This is a genomic window from Faecalibacterium hattorii (genome assembly GCF_003287455.1).
GTDB classification, from domain to species: domain Bacteria; phylum Bacillota; class Clostridia; order Oscillospirales; family Ruminococcaceae; genus Faecalibacterium; species Faecalibacterium hattorii.
The window spans coordinates 223416-240205 of sequence record NZ_PRLC01000001.1; the positions used below are offsets into that span (position 1 = coordinate 223416).

At 61.3% G+C, this 16790-nt stretch carries 11 protein-coding genes and 3 riboswitches; of the genes, 6 read left to right on the top strand and 5 right to left on the bottom strand.

Going from position 1 to position 16790, the window contains the following annotated elements; genetic code table 11:
* Positions 1 to 392 precede the first annotated feature (392 nt).
* The 5 genes from rpoD to C4N23_RS01150 form a co-directional block, all read right to left on the bottom strand.
* A complete protein-coding gene (gene rpoD / locus C4N23_RS01130) occupies positions 393 to 1469 on the bottom strand; it encodes an RNA polymerase sigma factor RpoD (protein WP_112143459.1) in 1077 nt (358 codons plus the stop codon).
* 44 nt (positions 1470 to 1513) lie between these two features.
* Positions 1514 to 3292 carry a DNA primase gene (gene dnaG, locus C4N23_RS01135; RefSeq protein ID WP_112143461.1) on the bottom strand — a complete coding sequence of 593 codons (1779 nt, stop codon included), beginning with the start codon at positions 3290 to 3292 and terminating at the stop codon, positions 1514 to 1516.
* Between the two features lie 21 nt (positions 3293 to 3313).
* Entirely contained in the window at positions 3314 to 4312 is a 999-nt protein-coding gene (locus C4N23_RS01140; protein ID WP_097838598.1) for a deoxyguanosinetriphosphate triphosphohydrolase, read from the bottom strand.
* A 181-nt stretch (positions 4313 to 4493) separates the two neighbouring features.
* Positions 4494 to 5114, bottom strand: coding sequence for an IMPACT family protein (locus C4N23_RS01145; RefSeq protein WP_112143463.1), 621 nt, complete (start codon positions 5112 to 5114; stop codon positions 4494 to 4496).
* 147 nt (positions 5115 to 5261) lie between these two features.
* On the bottom strand, positions 5262 to 6137 hold the full coding sequence (locus tag C4N23_RS01150; RefSeq protein WP_112143465.1) for a CAP domain-containing protein: 876 nt from the start codon (positions 6135 to 6137) through the stop codon (positions 5262 to 5264).
* A 127-nt stretch (positions 6138 to 6264) separates the two neighbouring features.
* A riboswitch (cyclic di-GMP riboswitch) is annotated at positions 6265 to 6340 on the bottom strand.
* Between the two features lie 133 nt (positions 6341 to 6473).
* A riboswitch (cyclic di-GMP riboswitch) is annotated at positions 6474 to 6549 on the bottom strand.
* A 266-nt stretch (positions 6550 to 6815) separates the two neighbouring features.
* Here C4N23_RS01150 and C4N23_RS01155 point away from each other — a divergent pair.
* The 6 genes from C4N23_RS01155 (at position 6816) to cbiD (ending at position 16790) form a co-directional block, all read left to right on the top strand.
* Entirely contained in the window at positions 6816 to 10031 is a 3216-nt protein-coding gene (locus C4N23_RS01155; protein WP_112143467.1) for a hybrid sensor histidine kinase/response regulator, read from the top strand.
* A gap of 42 nt (positions 10032 to 10073) precedes the next feature.
* A riboswitch (cobalamin riboswitch) is annotated at positions 10074 to 10297 on the top strand.
* Between the two features lie 180 nt (positions 10298 to 10477).
* Entirely contained in the window at positions 10478 to 11716 is a 1239-nt protein-coding gene (locus tag C4N23_RS01160; protein WP_112143469.1) for a sirohydrochlorin cobaltochelatase, read from the top strand.
* Between the two features lie 121 nt (positions 11717 to 11837).
* Complete coding sequence (locus tag C4N23_RS01165) at positions 11838 to 12704, top strand: iron transporter (RefSeq protein WP_112143471.1); 867 nt, start codon at positions 11838 to 11840, stop codon at positions 12702 to 12704.
* Position 12705: 1 nt separating this feature from the next.
* A complete protein-coding gene (locus tag C4N23_RS01170; protein ID WP_112143473.1) occupies positions 12706 to 13836 on the top strand; it encodes an ABC transporter substrate-binding protein in 1131 nt (376 codons plus the stop codon).
* A 15-nt stretch (positions 13837 to 13851) separates the two neighbouring features.
* Positions 13852 to 14868 (top strand): FecCD family ABC transporter permease, encoded by a 1017-nt coding sequence (locus C4N23_RS01175; protein ID WP_112143475.1) that lies wholly within the window; start codon positions 13852 to 13854, stop codon positions 14866 to 14868.
* Positions 14865 to 16790 carry a cobalt-precorrin-5B (C(1))-methyltransferase CbiD gene (cbiD, locus tag C4N23_RS01180; protein WP_112143477.1) on the top strand — a complete coding sequence of 642 codons (1926 nt, stop codon included), beginning with the start codon at positions 14865 to 14867 and terminating at the stop codon, positions 16788 to 16790. Before C4N23_RS01175 ends, cbiD begins: the two co-directional genes overlap by 4 nt.

Consider the following 16790-nt stretch of genomic DNA (forward strand, 5'->3'; position numbering starts at 1 on the left):
CGTTATACGGGTCAAATTTGAGCAGACACACATAAATCAACCCGTATCCTCGAAGGAAGTTCGGCGTTTTTCACAAACTTTTCCTCCCGTGCCTTTCGGCCGGTCGAATACAAACTCCCTTTTTGGCGCACTAGGCCATTATGTGATACTAACGCAGTATACACCCATAAAGCCTTGTTGTCAAGTCATTTTTCGCATTTCAGGCCAATTTTTTTGTCAAGCGCCTTCTTTCTCCGCACACACGGAAGCGTGTATGCTTTGCTTGTTTTGGGCCTTGATTTTTTGTTTTTGCACGTTCTCACCTAAAACACCCTTGTGCATTTTGTACAGGTTGACTCTTGTTTTCCGCAAAGCAAAAGCACCCCGGCCGGCAGGGTGCTTTTGCATCGTTCTTATTCCAGATAATCCTTCAGCCGTTTGGCGCGGCTGGGGTGGCGGAGCTTGCGCAGGGCCTTGGCTTCGATCTGGCGGATGCGCTCCCGTGTGACGTTGAACTCCCGCCCCAGCTCTTCCAAGGTGCGGGGCTGGCCGTCGTCCAGACCGAACCGCAGGGTCAGTACCCGCTCCTCGCGGGGCGTCAGGCTCTTGAGGACGTTCATCAACTCCTGCCGCAGCAGCTGGTGGCCCGCTTCGTCCACGGGGACCCCGGCCTCCTCATCCTGAATGAAATCCTCCAGATGGGCGTCTTCCTCCTCCCCCACCGGCGTTTCCAAGCTGATGGGTTCCTGCGACAACTGCAAAAGCTCCCGCACCCGGTCAGGCTCCATCTCCAAACGGACGGCGATCTCTTCCGCCGTCGGTTCCCGGCCGTTTTTCCGAAGCAGCTCCCCCGCCGTCTTTTTGACCCGGTTGATGTGCTCCACCAAATGCACCGGGATGCGGATGGTCCGGCCTTGGTCGGCGATGGCGCGGGTGACGGACTGGCGGATCCACCACGTTGCATAGGTGGAGAACTTGAATCCTTTGTCCGGCTCAAATTTTTCCGCCGCCTTCATCAGGCCGAGGTTGCCCTCTTGGATGAGGTCAAGGAAGGGCAGCCCCCGGCCCGCATAGCGCTTGGCCACCGAGACCACCAGCCGCAGGTTCGCTTCGCTGAGCTTCTGCCGGGCTTCCATGTCCCCTGCCTTGGCGGCACGGGCCAGTGCCCGCTCTTCTTCGGCGGAAAGCAGCGGCACCCGGCCGATCTCTTTCAGGTAGGCTTTCACCGGGTCATCCAGCGCAACGCCCTCCGCTGAGAGCTCATGCTCCAACCGCCCGATCTGCGCTTCGTCCAGCAGCGGGACATCCGGTTCCTCCTCGGCCACGCGGATGCCGCGGGCTTCCAGCTCCGCATACAGCGCATCCAGCCCGGCAACGTCATAATCCTGCTCGTCCATCGCACGGCTGACCTGTTCCGGCGTCAGGGTGTGCCGCCGGGCACGAGCCGCCAAGATCTTTGCCAATTCCTCTGTTTGCGACATTTTCCGCATAATTCCTTCTCCTTCCGACTCCAGCCGGGAGGAAAGGGAGCAGTTCAGTCTTCCGCAGGGGCGCTGCCCTGTTTCTTTTCTCGCATCGACTGGAGATATCGTTCTAGATCTTCATTCGACATCTGGGCCGCCTTGTTCGCCATGGGGGTCCCGCGGGCGATACGGTCCAGATAAAACCCGATGTCTTCCGGGGTACAGTTGACATCACTGTATTGTGCCGCAAGACGGCTCAGTTCATTCAGTGCTTCTTCGCTCTGCACAAAGCCGTGGAGGGTGGAAAGGCTGACCTCCACCCCTTGCTGCTGGCAGTCCAGCATGGCCTGATACAGCTCTTTCTGCTGGGGCAGCAGGAACTTGTCCGGTGAGAGCTGGGCCCGCACCTGCGGGATGTAGCTCGGCTCCCGCAGCAGAGCTGCCAAGAGCCGCTGCTCCGCCGAGGCCACGCCCAGCGCCTGTGAGCCACCCGCGCTGTAGGGGACGCTGATCTGGTTCATCTCACCGGAGTGCAGCCGGGCGCGGTTCTGGTCCCTGCGGCGCTTGTTGCCCGCCTTTTTCACGGCGGAAGCCAACTGGGTCATGATGGCCGTTTTGGAGATGTTCGTCTCCTCGGCCAGCCGCCCGGCGTAGACCTCCTGCTCCGTGGGGTTGGAGCGTTCGGCCAACATGTCCACGGCCTCGCGGACGTATTCGAGCCGCTGGGCATCCTGTTTCAGGTCATATTGATCCCGCAGCCGCTTGAGCCGGAAATCCAGCGCGTTGCCCACGCCGTCCAGCAGGGCTTGGAACCGCTCGGCCCCGTATTTTTTGATGTACTCGTCCGGGTCCTTTGCGCCGGGGATCTGGAGCACCCCCACCCGCACCGGGCTGTTCCGGAACAGTTCCAGCGAGCGGAGGGTCGCCTTCTGGCCCGCTTCATCCGAGTCGTAGCTGAGGATGACCTCCTCCGCGTACTCGCTGATGAGCCGCACCTGCTCCGGCGTCAGAGCCGTGCCGCAGGCGCAGACGGCGGTATCGATGCCCGCCTGCTGCATACTGATGACGTCCATGTAGCCCTCACAGAGGACGAACCGCCGGGACGCGCTCTTTTTCGCGATCTGGAGCGCGAACACCGTCTCCGATTTATGATAGACCAGCGTTTCTGGGCTGTTGACGTATTTCGGTTTGGAGTCGTCCAGCACGCGCCCGCCAAAGGCGATGATGTTGCCGCGCAGATCGAAGATGGGCGTCATGACCCGCTTCCAGAACAGGCAGTAGATGCGGCCCGATTGGCTGCGCTTGAACAGGCCGCTGGCGTCCAGCTCCTGCTGGTTGTAGCCCTTATCCCGCAGGAACTGATACAGAGCTTGTCCGTCGTTGGGGGCATAGCCGAGGCCGAACCGAACGATGGTCTTATCGTCCAAGCCGCGGCGGCGCCAGTAGGCGCGGGCCTGACGGGCCTCCTCCACCGTGGAGTTCAGGCAGGCATGGAAGAACCGCGCGGCCTCCTTGTTCATCGAGAGGATACGGCTGCGCATCCGCCCGGTCTTGTCGTCCTCCTGCGGTTCCGGCATCCCGGCGCGGCCAGCCAGCAGCTTGACGGCCTCGCCATAGCTGATGCTGTTGATCTTTTTCGCAAAGGTGATGGCGTCGCCGCCCGCCCCGCAGCCAAAGCAGTAAAAGCTCTGGGTGTCCGGGTAAACATAGAACGAGGGGGTCTTCTCACTGTGGAAGGGGCACAGCCCGCCGTACAGGCGGCCCTTCCGTTTCAGTTGGACATAGCTGCCCACCAGATCCACGATGTCCGTCCGGCGGGTCAGCTCTTCAATATATTCGTGTGGGATCATTTTGTCTTTTCCCTGCTCCTTTTATAATACGTGCCACTTGCGGGGCACGAACACATCCTCAAAGGTTCGGATGGCGAACTCGTCGCTCATGCCGCTGATGTAGTCGGTCACGGCCCGGTCCCTGCCCTCCTGATAGGCCAGCTGCAAGTAGAAGTTGGACATCTGGTCGATGTGGGTCAGGTAATACTCGTACAACTCCGTGAGGACCTTTTCCACTTTTTGCTCTTCCCGCTTGGCGGTGCGGTCGGTGTAGACGTTGGCGTACATGAAATCCTTCAGGGCGAGGAAGGCTTCTTCCTCCTCGCTGCCCACGGCCACATCGCCGTCGCTGTGGAGCAGGATGCTGTTGATCATGGTCGTGATGCGCTGGGATTTCGTCTCGCCCAGCACCGCCGTGCACTCCTTGGGGAGGGTGGCCGGGTCCAGCACCCCGGCGCGGACCGCATCCTCGATATCGTGGTTGACGAAGGCGATCTGGTCCGCCATCCGAACGATGCGCCCTTCCGGCGTGGCCGCCCATGTGCCCTTGGTGTGGGTGATGATGCCGTTGCGCACCTCCCACGTCAGGTTCAGGCCCTTGCCGTCCTTTTCCAGCTTATCCACGACCCGCAGACTCTGGCGGTAGTGCTTGAAGCCGTCCGGGCAGAGCTTGTCCAGCGCGCTTTCGCCCGCGTGGCCGAAGGGAGTGTGCCCAAGGTCGTGGGCCAGACTGATGGCTTCGGTCAGGTCCTCGTTCAGCCGCAGGGCGCGGGCAATGGTGCGGGCGATCTGCGAAACTTCCAGCGTATGCGTCAGCCGGGTGCGGTAGAGGTCGCCTTCCGGCGAGAGGAAGACCTGCGTCTTCTGCTTGAGCCGCCGGAACGCCTTGCAGTGGAGCACGCGGTCCCGGTCCCGCTGGAACACGGGGCGGATGGGGTCCTGCGGCTCCGGCCTTGCCCGGCCCCGGCTGGCATCGCTGAAGGTCGCCCATGGGGCAAAGGTCAGCCGCTCGATCTCTTCGGTACGCTGGCGTACATCCATCCGAAATCCCTCGCTTTCGTTTCTGCGCCCCCTTCCCCGCCGCTATTTTAGCAAAACGGCCCTGTCGAAGGGGGAAAATCGCTGTCACTCCAAAAAATAAACCTCTCCGTCACGCTTCGCGTGCCAGCTCCCCTAATAGGGGAGCCCTTGGCATTGCGGTCAAGCTGCTGGCTTCCACCTCTTAAAAGGGTGCGTAAAACGGCTTCGAAACGCGCACCTGCGCTGCGCCCCGCGTCAGCTCCCGGAGCTGTTCCAGCAAAGGCGGCTCTGTGCCTTCGGGCATCTGCCAGCACAGGGTCACGCGGTCGGTGAACTGGGGGTCTGCAAGCTTCGCCCCCGCCCCGTTGATGAGCAGAGCCGCCCGCTCATAAAGCGAGTAGTCCACCGTGACTTCCAGCTCCACCACGCTGCGCACCGTGACGACCTCGGCGGCTTCCAGCGCACGGGCCGTGGCGGTGGTGTAGGCACGGACAAGGCCGCCCGTGCCCAGCAGCACGCCGCCGAAGTACCGGGTGACCACCACGATCAGGTCGGTCAGGCCGCTGTGCTGCAGCACCTCCAGCGCAGGGGTGCCGGCCGTCTTGGCGGGCTCGCCGTCGTCGGAATAGCGCTCCCGGTTGCCCTCCCGCAGACGGTAAGCGTACACGTTGTGCCGCGCCGTGCGGTTGGCCGCCCGCACCTGCTCCAGAAAGGCCACGGCCTTTTCCTCACTGTCTGCAAACGAGAGCTGCGCAATGAAGCGGCTCTTCTTCTCTTCGTATTCGCCGATGGCTGTGCCCCGGACGGTGCGGTAATCCTCCACGCTGGTTCCTCCTGTTTTCTGCAATTGCTCAAGTTTAGTATAGCATAAATCCGCACAAAGAAAAAGCCCGGCACGAGCGGATGCTCGTGCCGGACCTTCCCCCGGATTTATTTGAAGCACGGAGATATCATTTTGAAGAAGCTCTTATCAGACGAAGAGCTGCACCCACTGGTGGCCCCAAGCGGAAGTGGCATCGAAGTAGTAGCCAACGCCCATCTCGGTAGCGGAGGGGTTCAGAATGTTTGCGCGGTGGCTGTCGGAAGCCATCCAAGAGTCGAACACTTCCTGAGCAGAAGCTTCGCCCCAGCCGATGTTCTCGCCTTCGCCCTCGCCGGTCTGCTTGACGCCATACTCACCCAGAACGGTGAAGCAGTTGGTGCCATCGGGGCGGGTGTGGGAAGCGGTCTTTGCAACCTCCTGTGCGCGCTTCTCAGCGGCTGCGTTCAGGTTTGCATCGCCCAGAGCCAGAGCGGAGAGGCCGTTCTTGGTGCGCTCGTTGTTCACCAGAGTCAGGAGCTCCTGTGCGAACTGGTTGTTGCTGGTGTTGGGAGCGTAGGTGAAGATCATGACCCAGTAGTTGCCGTACTCGCCGCCTTCGTAGTAGCCGATGCCAACGTGGGTGGCGTCCTTGCTCATCATGCGGGTACGGAAGAAATCGTAACGGTTCCAAGTTTCGAAGACATCTTCAGCGGAATCGGAAGCTGCCCAGTAGTTCTCGCCAACTTCGATCTCATTGACGCCGTACTCAGCGAGGACGGTGAACTCGCGGCTACCATTGGGGCGGTTGTAGGAGTAGTTGGTTGCCAGCTCTTCGGCACGGGCCTGAGCGGCTGCGTTCAGTTCGGTGCTACCGATGGTCAGAGGAGCGATGCCATTGGCTGCGCGCTCGTTGTTGATGAGGCTCAGCAGCTCGGCGCCATTGGAAGTTGCAGCGTGTGCGGGCATTGCCATGACCATCATCAGGCAGAACATTGCAGCGCACAGGAGCAGGTTCTTCAGGACGTTTTTCGTAGTGTTACGCATCGTATTACCCTCTTTTGAGTGACCCTACGAAAAAAGGTGTCGATCTGCAAAAACACACTCGGCAAATCGACACCTAGTATTCCTAGATGGAGGTCGCTCAAAGGGCGGGCACCGCGTGTCCGTTTTGAGAAGCAACTGGCTGCCATTTTACAGGCCCTATAGCTTTGCGTCACAGCCTTTCGACTGCTTTGCCGAGAATATTCAGTTTTGACGTCCTTCTTCCGTAAGAGAAGAATTACAATAAAAAAGGTGCTGATCTGCTGATACACTCGACAAATCAACACCTGAAATTCAGATGAGGGTCACTCGACATTCCACATGGTTGTGTTCTGTTCGAGAAGCAACTGGCTGCCATTTTACAGGCCCTATAGCTTTGCGTCACAGTCTTTCGACTGCTTTGCCGAGGATATTCAATTCAGAAAACCTTTCCTGCAGTCCGTAGGCTTTCTCTCGTCCGCCTCCATTCTGCGGCTCTATACTACCACATCCCACCTCCCCTGTCAACACTCTGCGACAGCTTTTTTCAAAATTTTTCCGCTTTCTGTTTTCGGTAGCCGTTTTTCCGGTTTTATACCTATTATAATGGCCAAATTCCTTGCCAAGGCCCTGCCGCAGTGGTAAAATGAAAATGAAGTATCAAGCGTATGATTTTCGACATTTTTCGAAGGAGATTTACATATGGAGTGTACCACTCTGCAGGAGGATGTCCTCTACTCCCAGAACGCCTCCAAGCTGACCCCCGAAAGCATCGCCGCCATCCAGAACACCGTCCAGCGCAGCCAGCCGGTCGGCGTAGTGGCAGGCCTGTATGATGAAGCGCTCACCATCACGGATGTGAGCGGTTTCTTTTTAAAGAACCTCGGTTACGAATACGAAGATTTCTGCCGTGTCACCGGCTGTTCGCTCCGGGCGCTGTTCTACGGCGAGAACCAGAGCTTTCTGGCGCCGGAGCGCTGGCCCCTCATCACCGCAGACGGCGACGGCCAGCTGCTGACGAAGGACGGCGTGCCCATTTTTGCACGGCTGTACAAAATGGACTCCACCAACAGCGACGGCGCCCCCATTTGGATCCTTTCCGCCCAGATGGACTGGGTCCGCCAGAACCTCCACCTCGTCAACAGCGTCATGCGGTCCGGCATATGGTACATCGACTGCGACCCCGCCGGTTCCCCCACCGGCGTGGTCTACAGCCACGAGTTCCGCCGGATGCTGGGCTACCACGACGTTCTGGATTTTCCCAACACGCTGGACGCTTGGTCTGCCCTCATCCACCCGGATGACCGGGACCCGGTGCTGGCCGCACTGGATCGCTCCCTCTCTGACCGGACCGGTGCCAGCCCCTACGATGTCGAGTACCGGATGCGTCTGCCCGACGGCCATTATGAGTGGTTCCGGGACAGCGCCGAGGCCAGCCGCCGCCTGAACGGCACCATCCGCCGCTTCGTGGGCGTTTTCGTCAATGTGGACAAGGAGAAAAAGGCGGAACTTCTCGTCAAAAAGAGCGAGGCCTTCCACCGCGCCTACACGGAATCCAACCTCTGCGAATATTACGTTGATCTCCAGACCGATCATTTCGACCCCCTCAAGGAGGCTCCCTCCTTTCTGAGCGCCTTCGAGCAGCCCTCGTGGGATGCGCTGGTCTGCTCCTACCGCGACCGCTTCATTGCGCCCGCAGACCGGGACGCCGTGGCCATGATCTTTGACCGCAGCTACATCATCGAGCGCTTCCGGCAGAACCGCCCGGAGTTGAGCTTTGAGTGCCGCCTCCGGCTGAACGGCGAGGAACGCTGGGTGCGGAACGTCGTCATGCCCGGCGAGACCGCCGGAGACCCCCGCTATGCCATCGTCTTCATCCGCGACATCACCGACTCCAAAAAGGAGGCCGCCCAGATCGCCGCGCTGACCCAGCAGAACAAGGCCATGGACATGCTGCTGCAAAGCACGGTCAAGCTCGTGGATCGGTACTTCCTGTGCAACCTTTCCACGGATGAATACACTTTCTACAACATGATCTCCGCCGCCAGCCGCCCTTCCAGCGGCTGCTACCACGACCTTGTGGCCTACTTCCTCGCGCAGTTCCAGCCCATCGGCGGCGAGCGGACGTTAGAAGAGAGCCTCTCCCCCGCTCACCTGCGCCAGCAGCTCCGCACCCCGGACGACATCTACCGCTTCGAGTACAGCACCAAAGATGAGACCCAGTTCAAGACCATGGCCATTCTGCCCGTCTCGTGGAAGGACGGCGTGGTGGAACAGGCCCTCTTCGTCGCACAGGATGTCACGCAGGAAAAGAAGACGGAGATCGCCTCCCGCAAGGCCCTCAAGGATGCTTACGACGCGGCCAACCGCGCCAATCGCGCCAAGACCGAGTTCCTTTCCAACATGAGCCACGACATCCGCACCCCCATGAACGCCATCGTCGGCATGACAGCCATCGCCGGGGCCAACATCAACAACCCGGAGCGGGTGGCCGATTGTCTGGGGAAGATCACCCAGTCCAGCCACCATCTGCTCGGCCTGATCAACGAAGTGCTGGATATGTCCCGCATTGAGAGCGGCAAGGTCGTGCTCAACGAGGAAGCGTTCAATCTGGCCGAACTGGTGGACGACCTCATCGGCATCAACAAGGGCAACATCGCCGCCCACGGCCACAGCCTCGATGTCCACCTGCACAAGCTGGAACATGAGGACGTCTACGGCGACAGTCTGCGCATCCAGCAAGTCATCACCAACATCCTCAGCAACGCCATCAAGTACACCCCGGACGGCGGCCACATCGTCTTTTCCATCGCTGAGCAGCCGACCCGCTCCCCCGGCGTAGGCTGCTACCAGTTCACCGTGAAAGACAACGGCATCGGCATGACACCGGAGTTCCAGAAGATCCTGTTCGAGCCTTTCACCCGCGCGGACGACAAGCGCACCACCAAAATTCAGGGCACCGGCCTCGGCATGGCCATCGCCCAGAACGCCGTGAACATGATGAACGGCACCATCGACGTAGAAAGCGAGCTGGGCAAGGGCAGCAAGTTCACCGTGACCATCTTCCTGAAGCTGCAAAACCGTTCCACCGAGCAGATCGACGAGCTGGTCCATCTGCCGGTCCTCGTGGTGGATGACGATGTGCTGTGCTGCGAGAGCACGGTCGAGATGCTGCAGGAAGTGGGCATCGACGGCGAGTGGACCACCTCCGGCGAGGAAGCCGTCGCCCGCGCCGCGGCCCACCACGAGGCACACAACGATTACTTCGCCGTCCTCGTGGACTGGAAGATGCCGGGCATGAACGGCGTCGAGTTGACCCGGCGCATCCGGCAGAAACTCGGCAAGGCACTGCCCATCGTCGTGCTGACGGCCTATGACTACACGGATATCGAGAACGAGGCCCGCACCGCCGGGGTCAACGACTTCATTACAAAGCCGCTCTTCCGCTCCCGCCTGACCGCCGCGCTGAAAAATCTCGTGGCGGGCAAACCGAACGCCGCCGACCGGAACGAACTGGACGAGCTGGCCCGCTGCGATTACACCGGCAAGCGCATCCTTCTGGTGGAGGACAACGAGCTGAACCGCGAGATCGCCAAGGAGATCATCGGGATGACCGGCGTCTCCATCGAGTGTGCCGAAAACGGCCGGGAGGCCGTAGAAAAGTTCACAGCAGCCCCCGTCGGCTATTACGATCTGATCTTCATGGACATCCAGATGCCGCTGATGAACGGCTACGAAACCACCGCCGCCATCCGGGCCCAGACGCTCCACGGCGGGCAGACCATCCCCATCGTTGCCATGACGGCCAACGCCTTTGCCGAGGATGTCGTCCTCTCCCGCAATGCGGGCATGAACGATCACATCGCAAAACCCCTCGACCTGAACAAGCTGAACGACGTGTTGCGGCAATGGCTGTGATCGCTTGCGTTTTTCTCGTGTGTGTGCTATACTTTCTAGCGAACTGAATAGAAAACAGTCGGTGCGTTTCGTCATTTTGCTGATAAGCGGAGGGCAGAAACGTTAAAAGGGAAGCGGGTGCACAATCCCGCACGATCTCGTCACTGTGATAAGGGAGTCCCCCGTCCGGGTGCTTTGGGCACCGGTCACTGGAGCATCTGCTCCGGGAAGGCGGCGGAGGGCGGTGATCTTTCAGTCAGGAAACCTGCCGGTTGTTGGTACGGGAGCGTATGCTCCAAATCACGAGGAATTGGTTGTACCCAAAAAGCCTGAATCACTGGAAAGGGTCCTTTTTGTTTTGCCATCCCGCAAACAAAAGGGGCCTTTTTGTTTGGTCAGGTTCTCTTTCCTGTACCCTTCTGTCCGGTTCGAACGAATGTATCCAAAACAGGAAAGGAACACAGAACATGAGAAAACGTACGATCCACAAGGCGGCGGCCGCTCTGACCGCCCTCACCCTCTGCGCCGGTGTGCTCACCGGCTGCGGCGGGTCTGCATCCAGCACCGCTGCTTCCAGCGTGGCAAGCTCTGCCGCCGCATCCAGCGAAGTTTCCAGTGAGGAGGCAGATGAATTGGCTGCAAAGAACGTTGCCGATCTGATCGACGCCATCTATGTGCAGGAGCGCAACGACAACACCGACGAGCAGTGCGCTGCCGCCAAGGCCGCTTGGGACGCTCTGACCGACGCACAGAAGGAGCTGGTCGAGGGCGAAGAGGCCGACCCCGATTACTTTGGCCGCGACACCGGCGATGCCTCCAAGGACGACAGCCGCAACGAGGATAACATCGGCGACAATGAGCTGCTGGTGGTCTCCTTCGGCACCTCCTTCAACGACAGCCGCGTGGCCGACATCAAGGGCATCGAGGATGCTCTGCAGGAAGCTTACCCGGATTGGTCGGTCCGCCGTGCCTTCACCGCCCAGATCATCATCAACCATGTGCAGGCCCGTGACGGCGAGAAGATCGACAACATGCAGCAGGCCATGGACCGCGCTGTGGCCAACGGTGTGAAGAACCTCGTGGTCCAGCCCACCCACCTGATGCACGGCGCCGAGTACGACGAGATGATGGAGATGATCGACTCCTACCGCGACAAGTTCGAATCCGTCGCCGTGGCAGAGCCCCTGCTGGGCGAGGTCGGTTCCGACGCTGCCGTCATCAACGCTGATAAGGAAGCCGTTGCCAAGGCTGTGACCGCCGCTGCCGTGAAGGAAGCCGGTTACGACAGCCTCGACGCCGCTGCTGCCGACGGTGTGGCCTTCGTCTTCATGGGCCACGGCACCTCTCACACCGCAAAGGTCAGCTACAGCCAGATGCAGACCACCATGGACACCCTTGGCTACAGCAACATCTTCATCGGCACCGTCGAAGGCGAGCCGGAGGAGACCGCTTGTGAGAACGTGATCGAAGCCGTCAAGGCTGCCGGTTATACCAAGGTCGTCCTGCGCCCGCTGATGGTCGTTGCCGGTGACCACGCCAACAACGATATGGCCGGTGAGGACGCCGATTCTTGGCTGAGCCAGTTCAAGGCCGCCGGTGCCTTCGACTCCATCGACTGCCAGATCAATGGTCTGGGTGAGATCGACGACATCCAGCAGCTCTACGTTGCCCACACCAAAGCCGCCATTGATTCCCTGAACGGCTAATATCCCGCATTTCATTGCCCGAAGGGAGAAATCTTTTCGGGCAATTTTTATGGGAGCCGCCCCCGCATGAGGAGGAGGCTCCCACCCATCTGAAATTTTGATTTTTTGAGGTATTTGATCGATGCGCTGCAAACAGTTTCTTACGCTTTCCGCCGCAACCCTGATTTTGGCCGCCGCCCTCACCGGCTGCGGTGCTTCTTCCTCCACCGCAAGCTCCGCCGCGGCCTCGGAGGCTGCGTCTTCGGCTGCTTCTTCCGTGGCCGCGACCTCGGAGGCTGCTTCGGAGGCCGCTGCCACCCTGCCGGACGGCATCTACACCGCCGACTTCGAGACCGACAGCAGCATGGTCCACACCAACGAAGCCTGTGATGGCAAGGGCACCCTGACCGTGAAAGACGGCCAGATGACCTTCCACGTCAGCCTTGCTTCCAAGAAGATCGTCAACCTGTATCTGGGCAGCGCGGCCGATGCCGACGCCAACAAGGCCGACTGGCTGCTCCCCACCACCGACACCGTGACCTACTCCGACGGCACCACCGAAGAGGTGTACGGCTACGATATCCCCCTGACCGCCGTAGACGAGGACTTTGCCCTCGCCATCCTCGGCACCAAGGGCAAGTGGTACGACCACACCGTCAGTGTCCGCAACGCAGAGCCCAAGGCCGAAGAGGCCGCGGAGACCCCTGCGGACGGCGAGTACAGCGTCAATGTCGTGCTGGAGGGCGGTTCCGGCCGCGCCAGCGTGGACAGCCCCGCTGCCCTGACCGTCGCGGACGGCAGGATGACCGCTGGGATCGTCTGGAGCAGCCCCAACTACGATTATATGATCGTGGACGGCGAGAAGTATCTGCCCACCAACACCGAGGGCAACTCCACCTTTGAGATCCCCGTGGCTGCGCTGGGCACTCCCCTCTCCGTCGTGGCGGATACCGTTGCCATGAGCACCCCCCACGAGATCGAGTACACCCTGACCTTTACCCTGAACTGATATGATCTCACGTCGCAATTTTCTGAAAGTCCTTCCCGTCTCTGCCCTTCTGCTCAGCGGCTGCGCAGCGCAGTCCGCCCCCGCCAATACGGACAAGTTGGTGTTCAGCCACAGCTACCCTCTGGACTACGCGGCCCAGTTCACAGCCGACTGCTACGAGGGGGGTTATACCCTGCTCTCCCTCCCCGATTCGGATCAGAAGTTCCTTGTCGTTCCGGAGGATGCCGCCGAAGTGGACGCCCTCCCCGACGGCGTGACTGTCCTGCGCCAGCCGGTGCAGAACATTTACCTCGTCTCTACATCGGTCATGGATCTGTTTATCCACCTCGACGCGCTGGACACCATCACTCTTTCCGGCACCAAAGCCGAGGGCTGGTACCTCGACGACGCCAAAACCGCCATGGAAGCCGGACGCATCGCCTACGCGGGCAAGTACAGCGCCCCGGACTACGAGCAGATTTTAGCCGCCAATTGCAGCCTCGCCATTGAGAACACCATGATCTTCCACACCCCGGAGGTCAAGGAGCAGTTGGAACGGTTCGGCATTCCGGCGCTGGTGGAACGCTCCAGCTACGAGAGCGGCCCCCTCGCCCGGATGGAGTGGATCAAATTCTGGGGCATCCTGCTGGGCAAAGAGGAGCTGGCCGAGCAGTTGTTCGCCGCACAGGCCGAGCGCATCGCCGTGCTGGCCGACCAAGCGCCCACCGGCAAGACCTGCGCCTTTTTCTCCATCACGGCCAACGACCTCGCCAATGTCCGCAAGGGCGGCGACTATGTGTCCCAGATGATCGAACTGGCGGGCGGCGATTACGTCTTTTCCGACCTGACCGACAGCGGCAACAGCCTTTCCACCATGAACCTCCCGCTGGAAGATTTCTACGCTGGGGCCAAGGATGCCGACGTGCTGCTCTACAACAGCACCATTGAGGGCGTTGTCTCCACCATCGACGAGCTGGTGGCCAAGTGCCCCCTGCTGGCCGAGTTCAAGGCCGTGCAGAACGGCGATGTCTGGTGCACCACCCAGAGCTTTTTCCAGCAGAGCATGGAGCTGGCCGATTTCGTGGTGGACCTCCACCGCGTCCTGACCGAAGATGCCCCCGCCGACCTGCAATTCCTCACCCACGTGACCTGACGAAAGGAGCCGCTCATGACAAGCCAAAAACGCCTTGCCGCAGCCTATCTGCTTCTGGCGCTCCTGTTGGTGATCCTCTTCGCCGCGAACATCTTCTGGGGCAGCGTGGCGCTGACGCCGGGAGCCGTGGTCTCGGCACTGCTGGGCCGCGGGCAGGACGCCCTGTCCGTCGGCATCATCACCCAGCTCCGCCTTCCCCGCGCGGTCATGGTCGTGCTGCTGGGGGCGGCGCTTTCGGCGGCGGGCTACCTGCTCCAGACCTTTTTCGCCAACCCCATCGCAGGCCCCTTCGTCATGGGCATCTCCAGCGGGGCCAAGCTGGCCGTGGCGCTGGTCATGGTGGTCTTCCTGAACCGGGGGCTGCTGACCAATTCCGTCACCCTCATCCTCGCCGCTTTTGCGGGGGCCATGGCCGCCATGGCCTTTGTGCTGGCCGTGGCACGCCGGGTGCAGCGGATGAGCATCCTCGTCATCTGCGGCATCATGATCGGTTACATCTGTTCCGCCATCACCGAATTCGTGGTGGCCTTTGCGCAGGATTCAAACATCGTCAACCTCCACAACTGGTCGCAGGGCAGCTTTTCCGGTATGACGTGGGGCAACGTCCGGGCCGCCGCCTTGGTGGTGCTGCCCGTGCTGGCGGCGGCGTTCTGCCTTTCGAAACCCATGTCCGCCTACCAGATGGGGGAAGCCTATGCCCAGAGCGTCGGGGTCAACGTCAAGCGGTTTTCCCGCGCGCTGGTTCTGCTTTCCAGCTTGCTGGCCGCCTGTGTCACCGCCTTTGCCGGGCCCATCTCCTTTGTGGGCATTGCGGTACCCCACCTCGTCAAGCAGCTGCTGGGCAGCGCAAAGCCCCTCTATGTCCTGCCGGGGTGCTGCCTCGGCGGCGCGGCGTTCTGTCTGCTCTGTGACCTCATCGCCCGCAGCCTGTTCGCCCCCACTGAGCTTTCCATCAGCGCGGTGACAGCGGTGTTCGGCGCGCCGGTGGTCATCGGGCTGCTCGTCCGCCGGGATCAGGAGGGCGCACGATGAACGATTTTTTCTGCGAAACGCAAAATTTAGCCATGGGCTACGGCAAAGCACCGCTGGCCGAGGCCATCGCCCTCGGCGTCCGGCGCGGGCAGATCCTGACCCTCATCGGCCCGAACGGCGCGGGCAAATCCACGCTGCTCAAAACGTTGGCCGGGCAGTTGGCCCCCCTCGGCGGCACCGTGCTGCTGGGCGGCCAAGACCTTGCCGCCTACACCGGCACTGCCCGCGCACAGCGGCTGGCCCTGATGCTCCCCCACACCCGCCGCACCGAGCTGACCACCTGCTTCGAGTTTGCGGCGGCGGGGCGCATCCCCTACACCGGGCGGCTGGGCATCCTTTCCGAAGCGGACAAACAGGCCGTGCGGGACGCCCTTGCGCTGGTGGGGGCTTCCCACCTTGCCGATCGGGACTTCAACTGCATCAGCGACGGCCAGCGCCAGCGCATCCTGCTGGCCCGCGCCATCTGCCAGCAGCCGGAGATCCTCCTGCTGGACGAGCCCACCTCGTTTCTGGACATCAAGGGCAAGATCGAGCTGCTGACCATCCTGCAAAAGCTGGCCCACCAGCAGCACCTTGCCGTCATCGTCAGTCTGCACGAGCTGGACATGGCCCAGAAGATCGCGGATGCAGTGGTCTGCGTCTCACCGCAGGGCGTTTCCGGCGTGCTGACGGCCAAAGAAGCCTTTGCGCCGGAGAACATCCAAGCCCTTTACGACCTGAGCCGGGAGCAGTACGAAGCCCTGTTCGGTCCCCCAAAGCCTCCGAAGCCCAAGTTTGAGCACTACGTCCGCAGCGGGCAGAAGCTGCTGCGCTGCGGCTACACCACCGGCACCTGCGCAGCGCTGGGGGCGGCGGGGGCAGCCCGGCTGCTGCTGACCGGGACCCCCCCGGAGACCGTCGCCCTCCGCACCCCGAAGGGCATCGTGGTGGAAGTGGCCCCCCTGTTCTGCCGCAAAACGGACGCCGGGGCCGAATGTGCCATCGAAAAGGACGGCGGCGACGATGTGGACGTGACCACCGGGCTGCCGGTGATCGCCTCTGTCGCCCTGCTGCCCGACACCACGGACATCCGCATTTCCGGCGGCAAAGGAGTAGGCCGGGTGACAAAGCCCGGCCTCGACCAGCCGGTCGGAGAAGCCGCCATCAACCATGTCCCCCGTCAGATGATCGCCGAGGCGCTGAAACGAGAGGCCGAAAATGCCTGTTACACCGGCGGCTTTGCTGTGACACTCTCCATCAAGGGCGGCGAAGAGGTAGCCAAGCGCACCTTCAACCCCCACATCGGGGTCGAGGGCGGGCTGTCTGTGCTGGGCACCAGCGGCATCGTGGAGCCCATGAGCCAACAGGCCATTCTGGACACCATCCAGCTGGAAATGAACCAAGCCGCCCTGCGGGCCAAAGCAGCCCCCGGCCCCCGGCGGCTCATCCTTGCGCCCGGCAACTACGGGCTGGACTACCTCCACGGAACTTACCCGGAATTTGCCGTCCTCCCGGTGGTGAAGACCTCAAACTTCATCGGTGACACGCTGGATATGGCCGCTGCCGCCGGATTCGAGGAGGTGCTTTTGGTGGGCCATGTGGGCAAGCTCGTCAAGCTGGCGGGCGGCATCATGAACACCCACTCCCACACCGCCGACTGCCGTACGGAGCTGTTCTGCACCCATGCGGCCCTCTGCGGCGCGCCCCGTGAAGTCTGCGCTTCTTTGATGGACGCCGCCACCACCGACGCCTGTCTGGAGATATTAGACGCTGCCGGGCTGCGAGAACCGGTGCTGAAAAGCTTGCTTTCCGCCATCCAGCTCCACCTTGACCGCCGCGCGGCAGGAGCGTTCCGGGTGGGGGCGATCCTGTTTTCAAACCAGAATGGCCCGCTGGGCCAGACCGAAGCCGCCGCACAGTTATTGCAGCACTGGAAGGAGTAA

Excerpts from the sequence above, each read along its gene's own strand:
- C4N23_RS01150 (WP_112143465.1), bottom strand. The coding sequence starts at position 6,137 with ATGCGTAACACTACGAAAAACGTCCTGAAGAACCTGCTCCTGTGCGCT.
- C4N23_RS01175 (WP_112143475.1), top strand. The coding sequence starts at position 13,852 with ATGACAAGCCAAAAACGCCTTGCCGCAGCCTATCTGCTTCTGGCGCTC.
- C4N23_RS01165 (WP_112143471.1), top strand. The coding sequence starts at position 11,838 with ATGCGCTGCAAACAGTTTCTTACGCTTTCCGCCGCAACCCTGATTTTG.
- C4N23_RS01160 (WP_112143469.1), top strand. The coding sequence starts at position 10,478 with ATGAGAAAACGTACGATCCACAAGGCGGCGGCCGCTCTGACCGCCCTC.
- dnaG (WP_112143461.1), bottom strand. The coding sequence starts at position 3,292 with ATGATCCCACACGAATATATTGAAGAGCTGACCCGCCGGACGGACATC.
- C4N23_RS01170 (WP_112143473.1), top strand. The coding sequence starts at position 12,706 with ATGATCTCACGTCGCAATTTTCTGAAAGTCCTTCCCGTCTCTGCCCTT.
- cbiD (WP_112143477.1), top strand. The coding sequence starts at position 14,865 with ATGAACGATTTTTTCTGCGAAACGCAAAATTTAGCCATGGGCTACGGC.
- rpoD (WP_112143459.1), bottom strand. The coding sequence starts at position 1,469 with ATGCGGAAAATGTCGCAAACAGAGGAATTGGCAAAGATCTTGGCGGCT.
- C4N23_RS01140 (WP_097838598.1), bottom strand. The coding sequence starts at position 4,312 with ATGGATGTACGCCAGCGTACCGAAGAGATCGAGCGGCTGACCTTTGCC.
- C4N23_RS01155 (WP_112143467.1), top strand. The coding sequence starts at position 6,816 with ATGGAGTGTACCACTCTGCAGGAGGATGTCCTCTACTCCCAGAACGCC.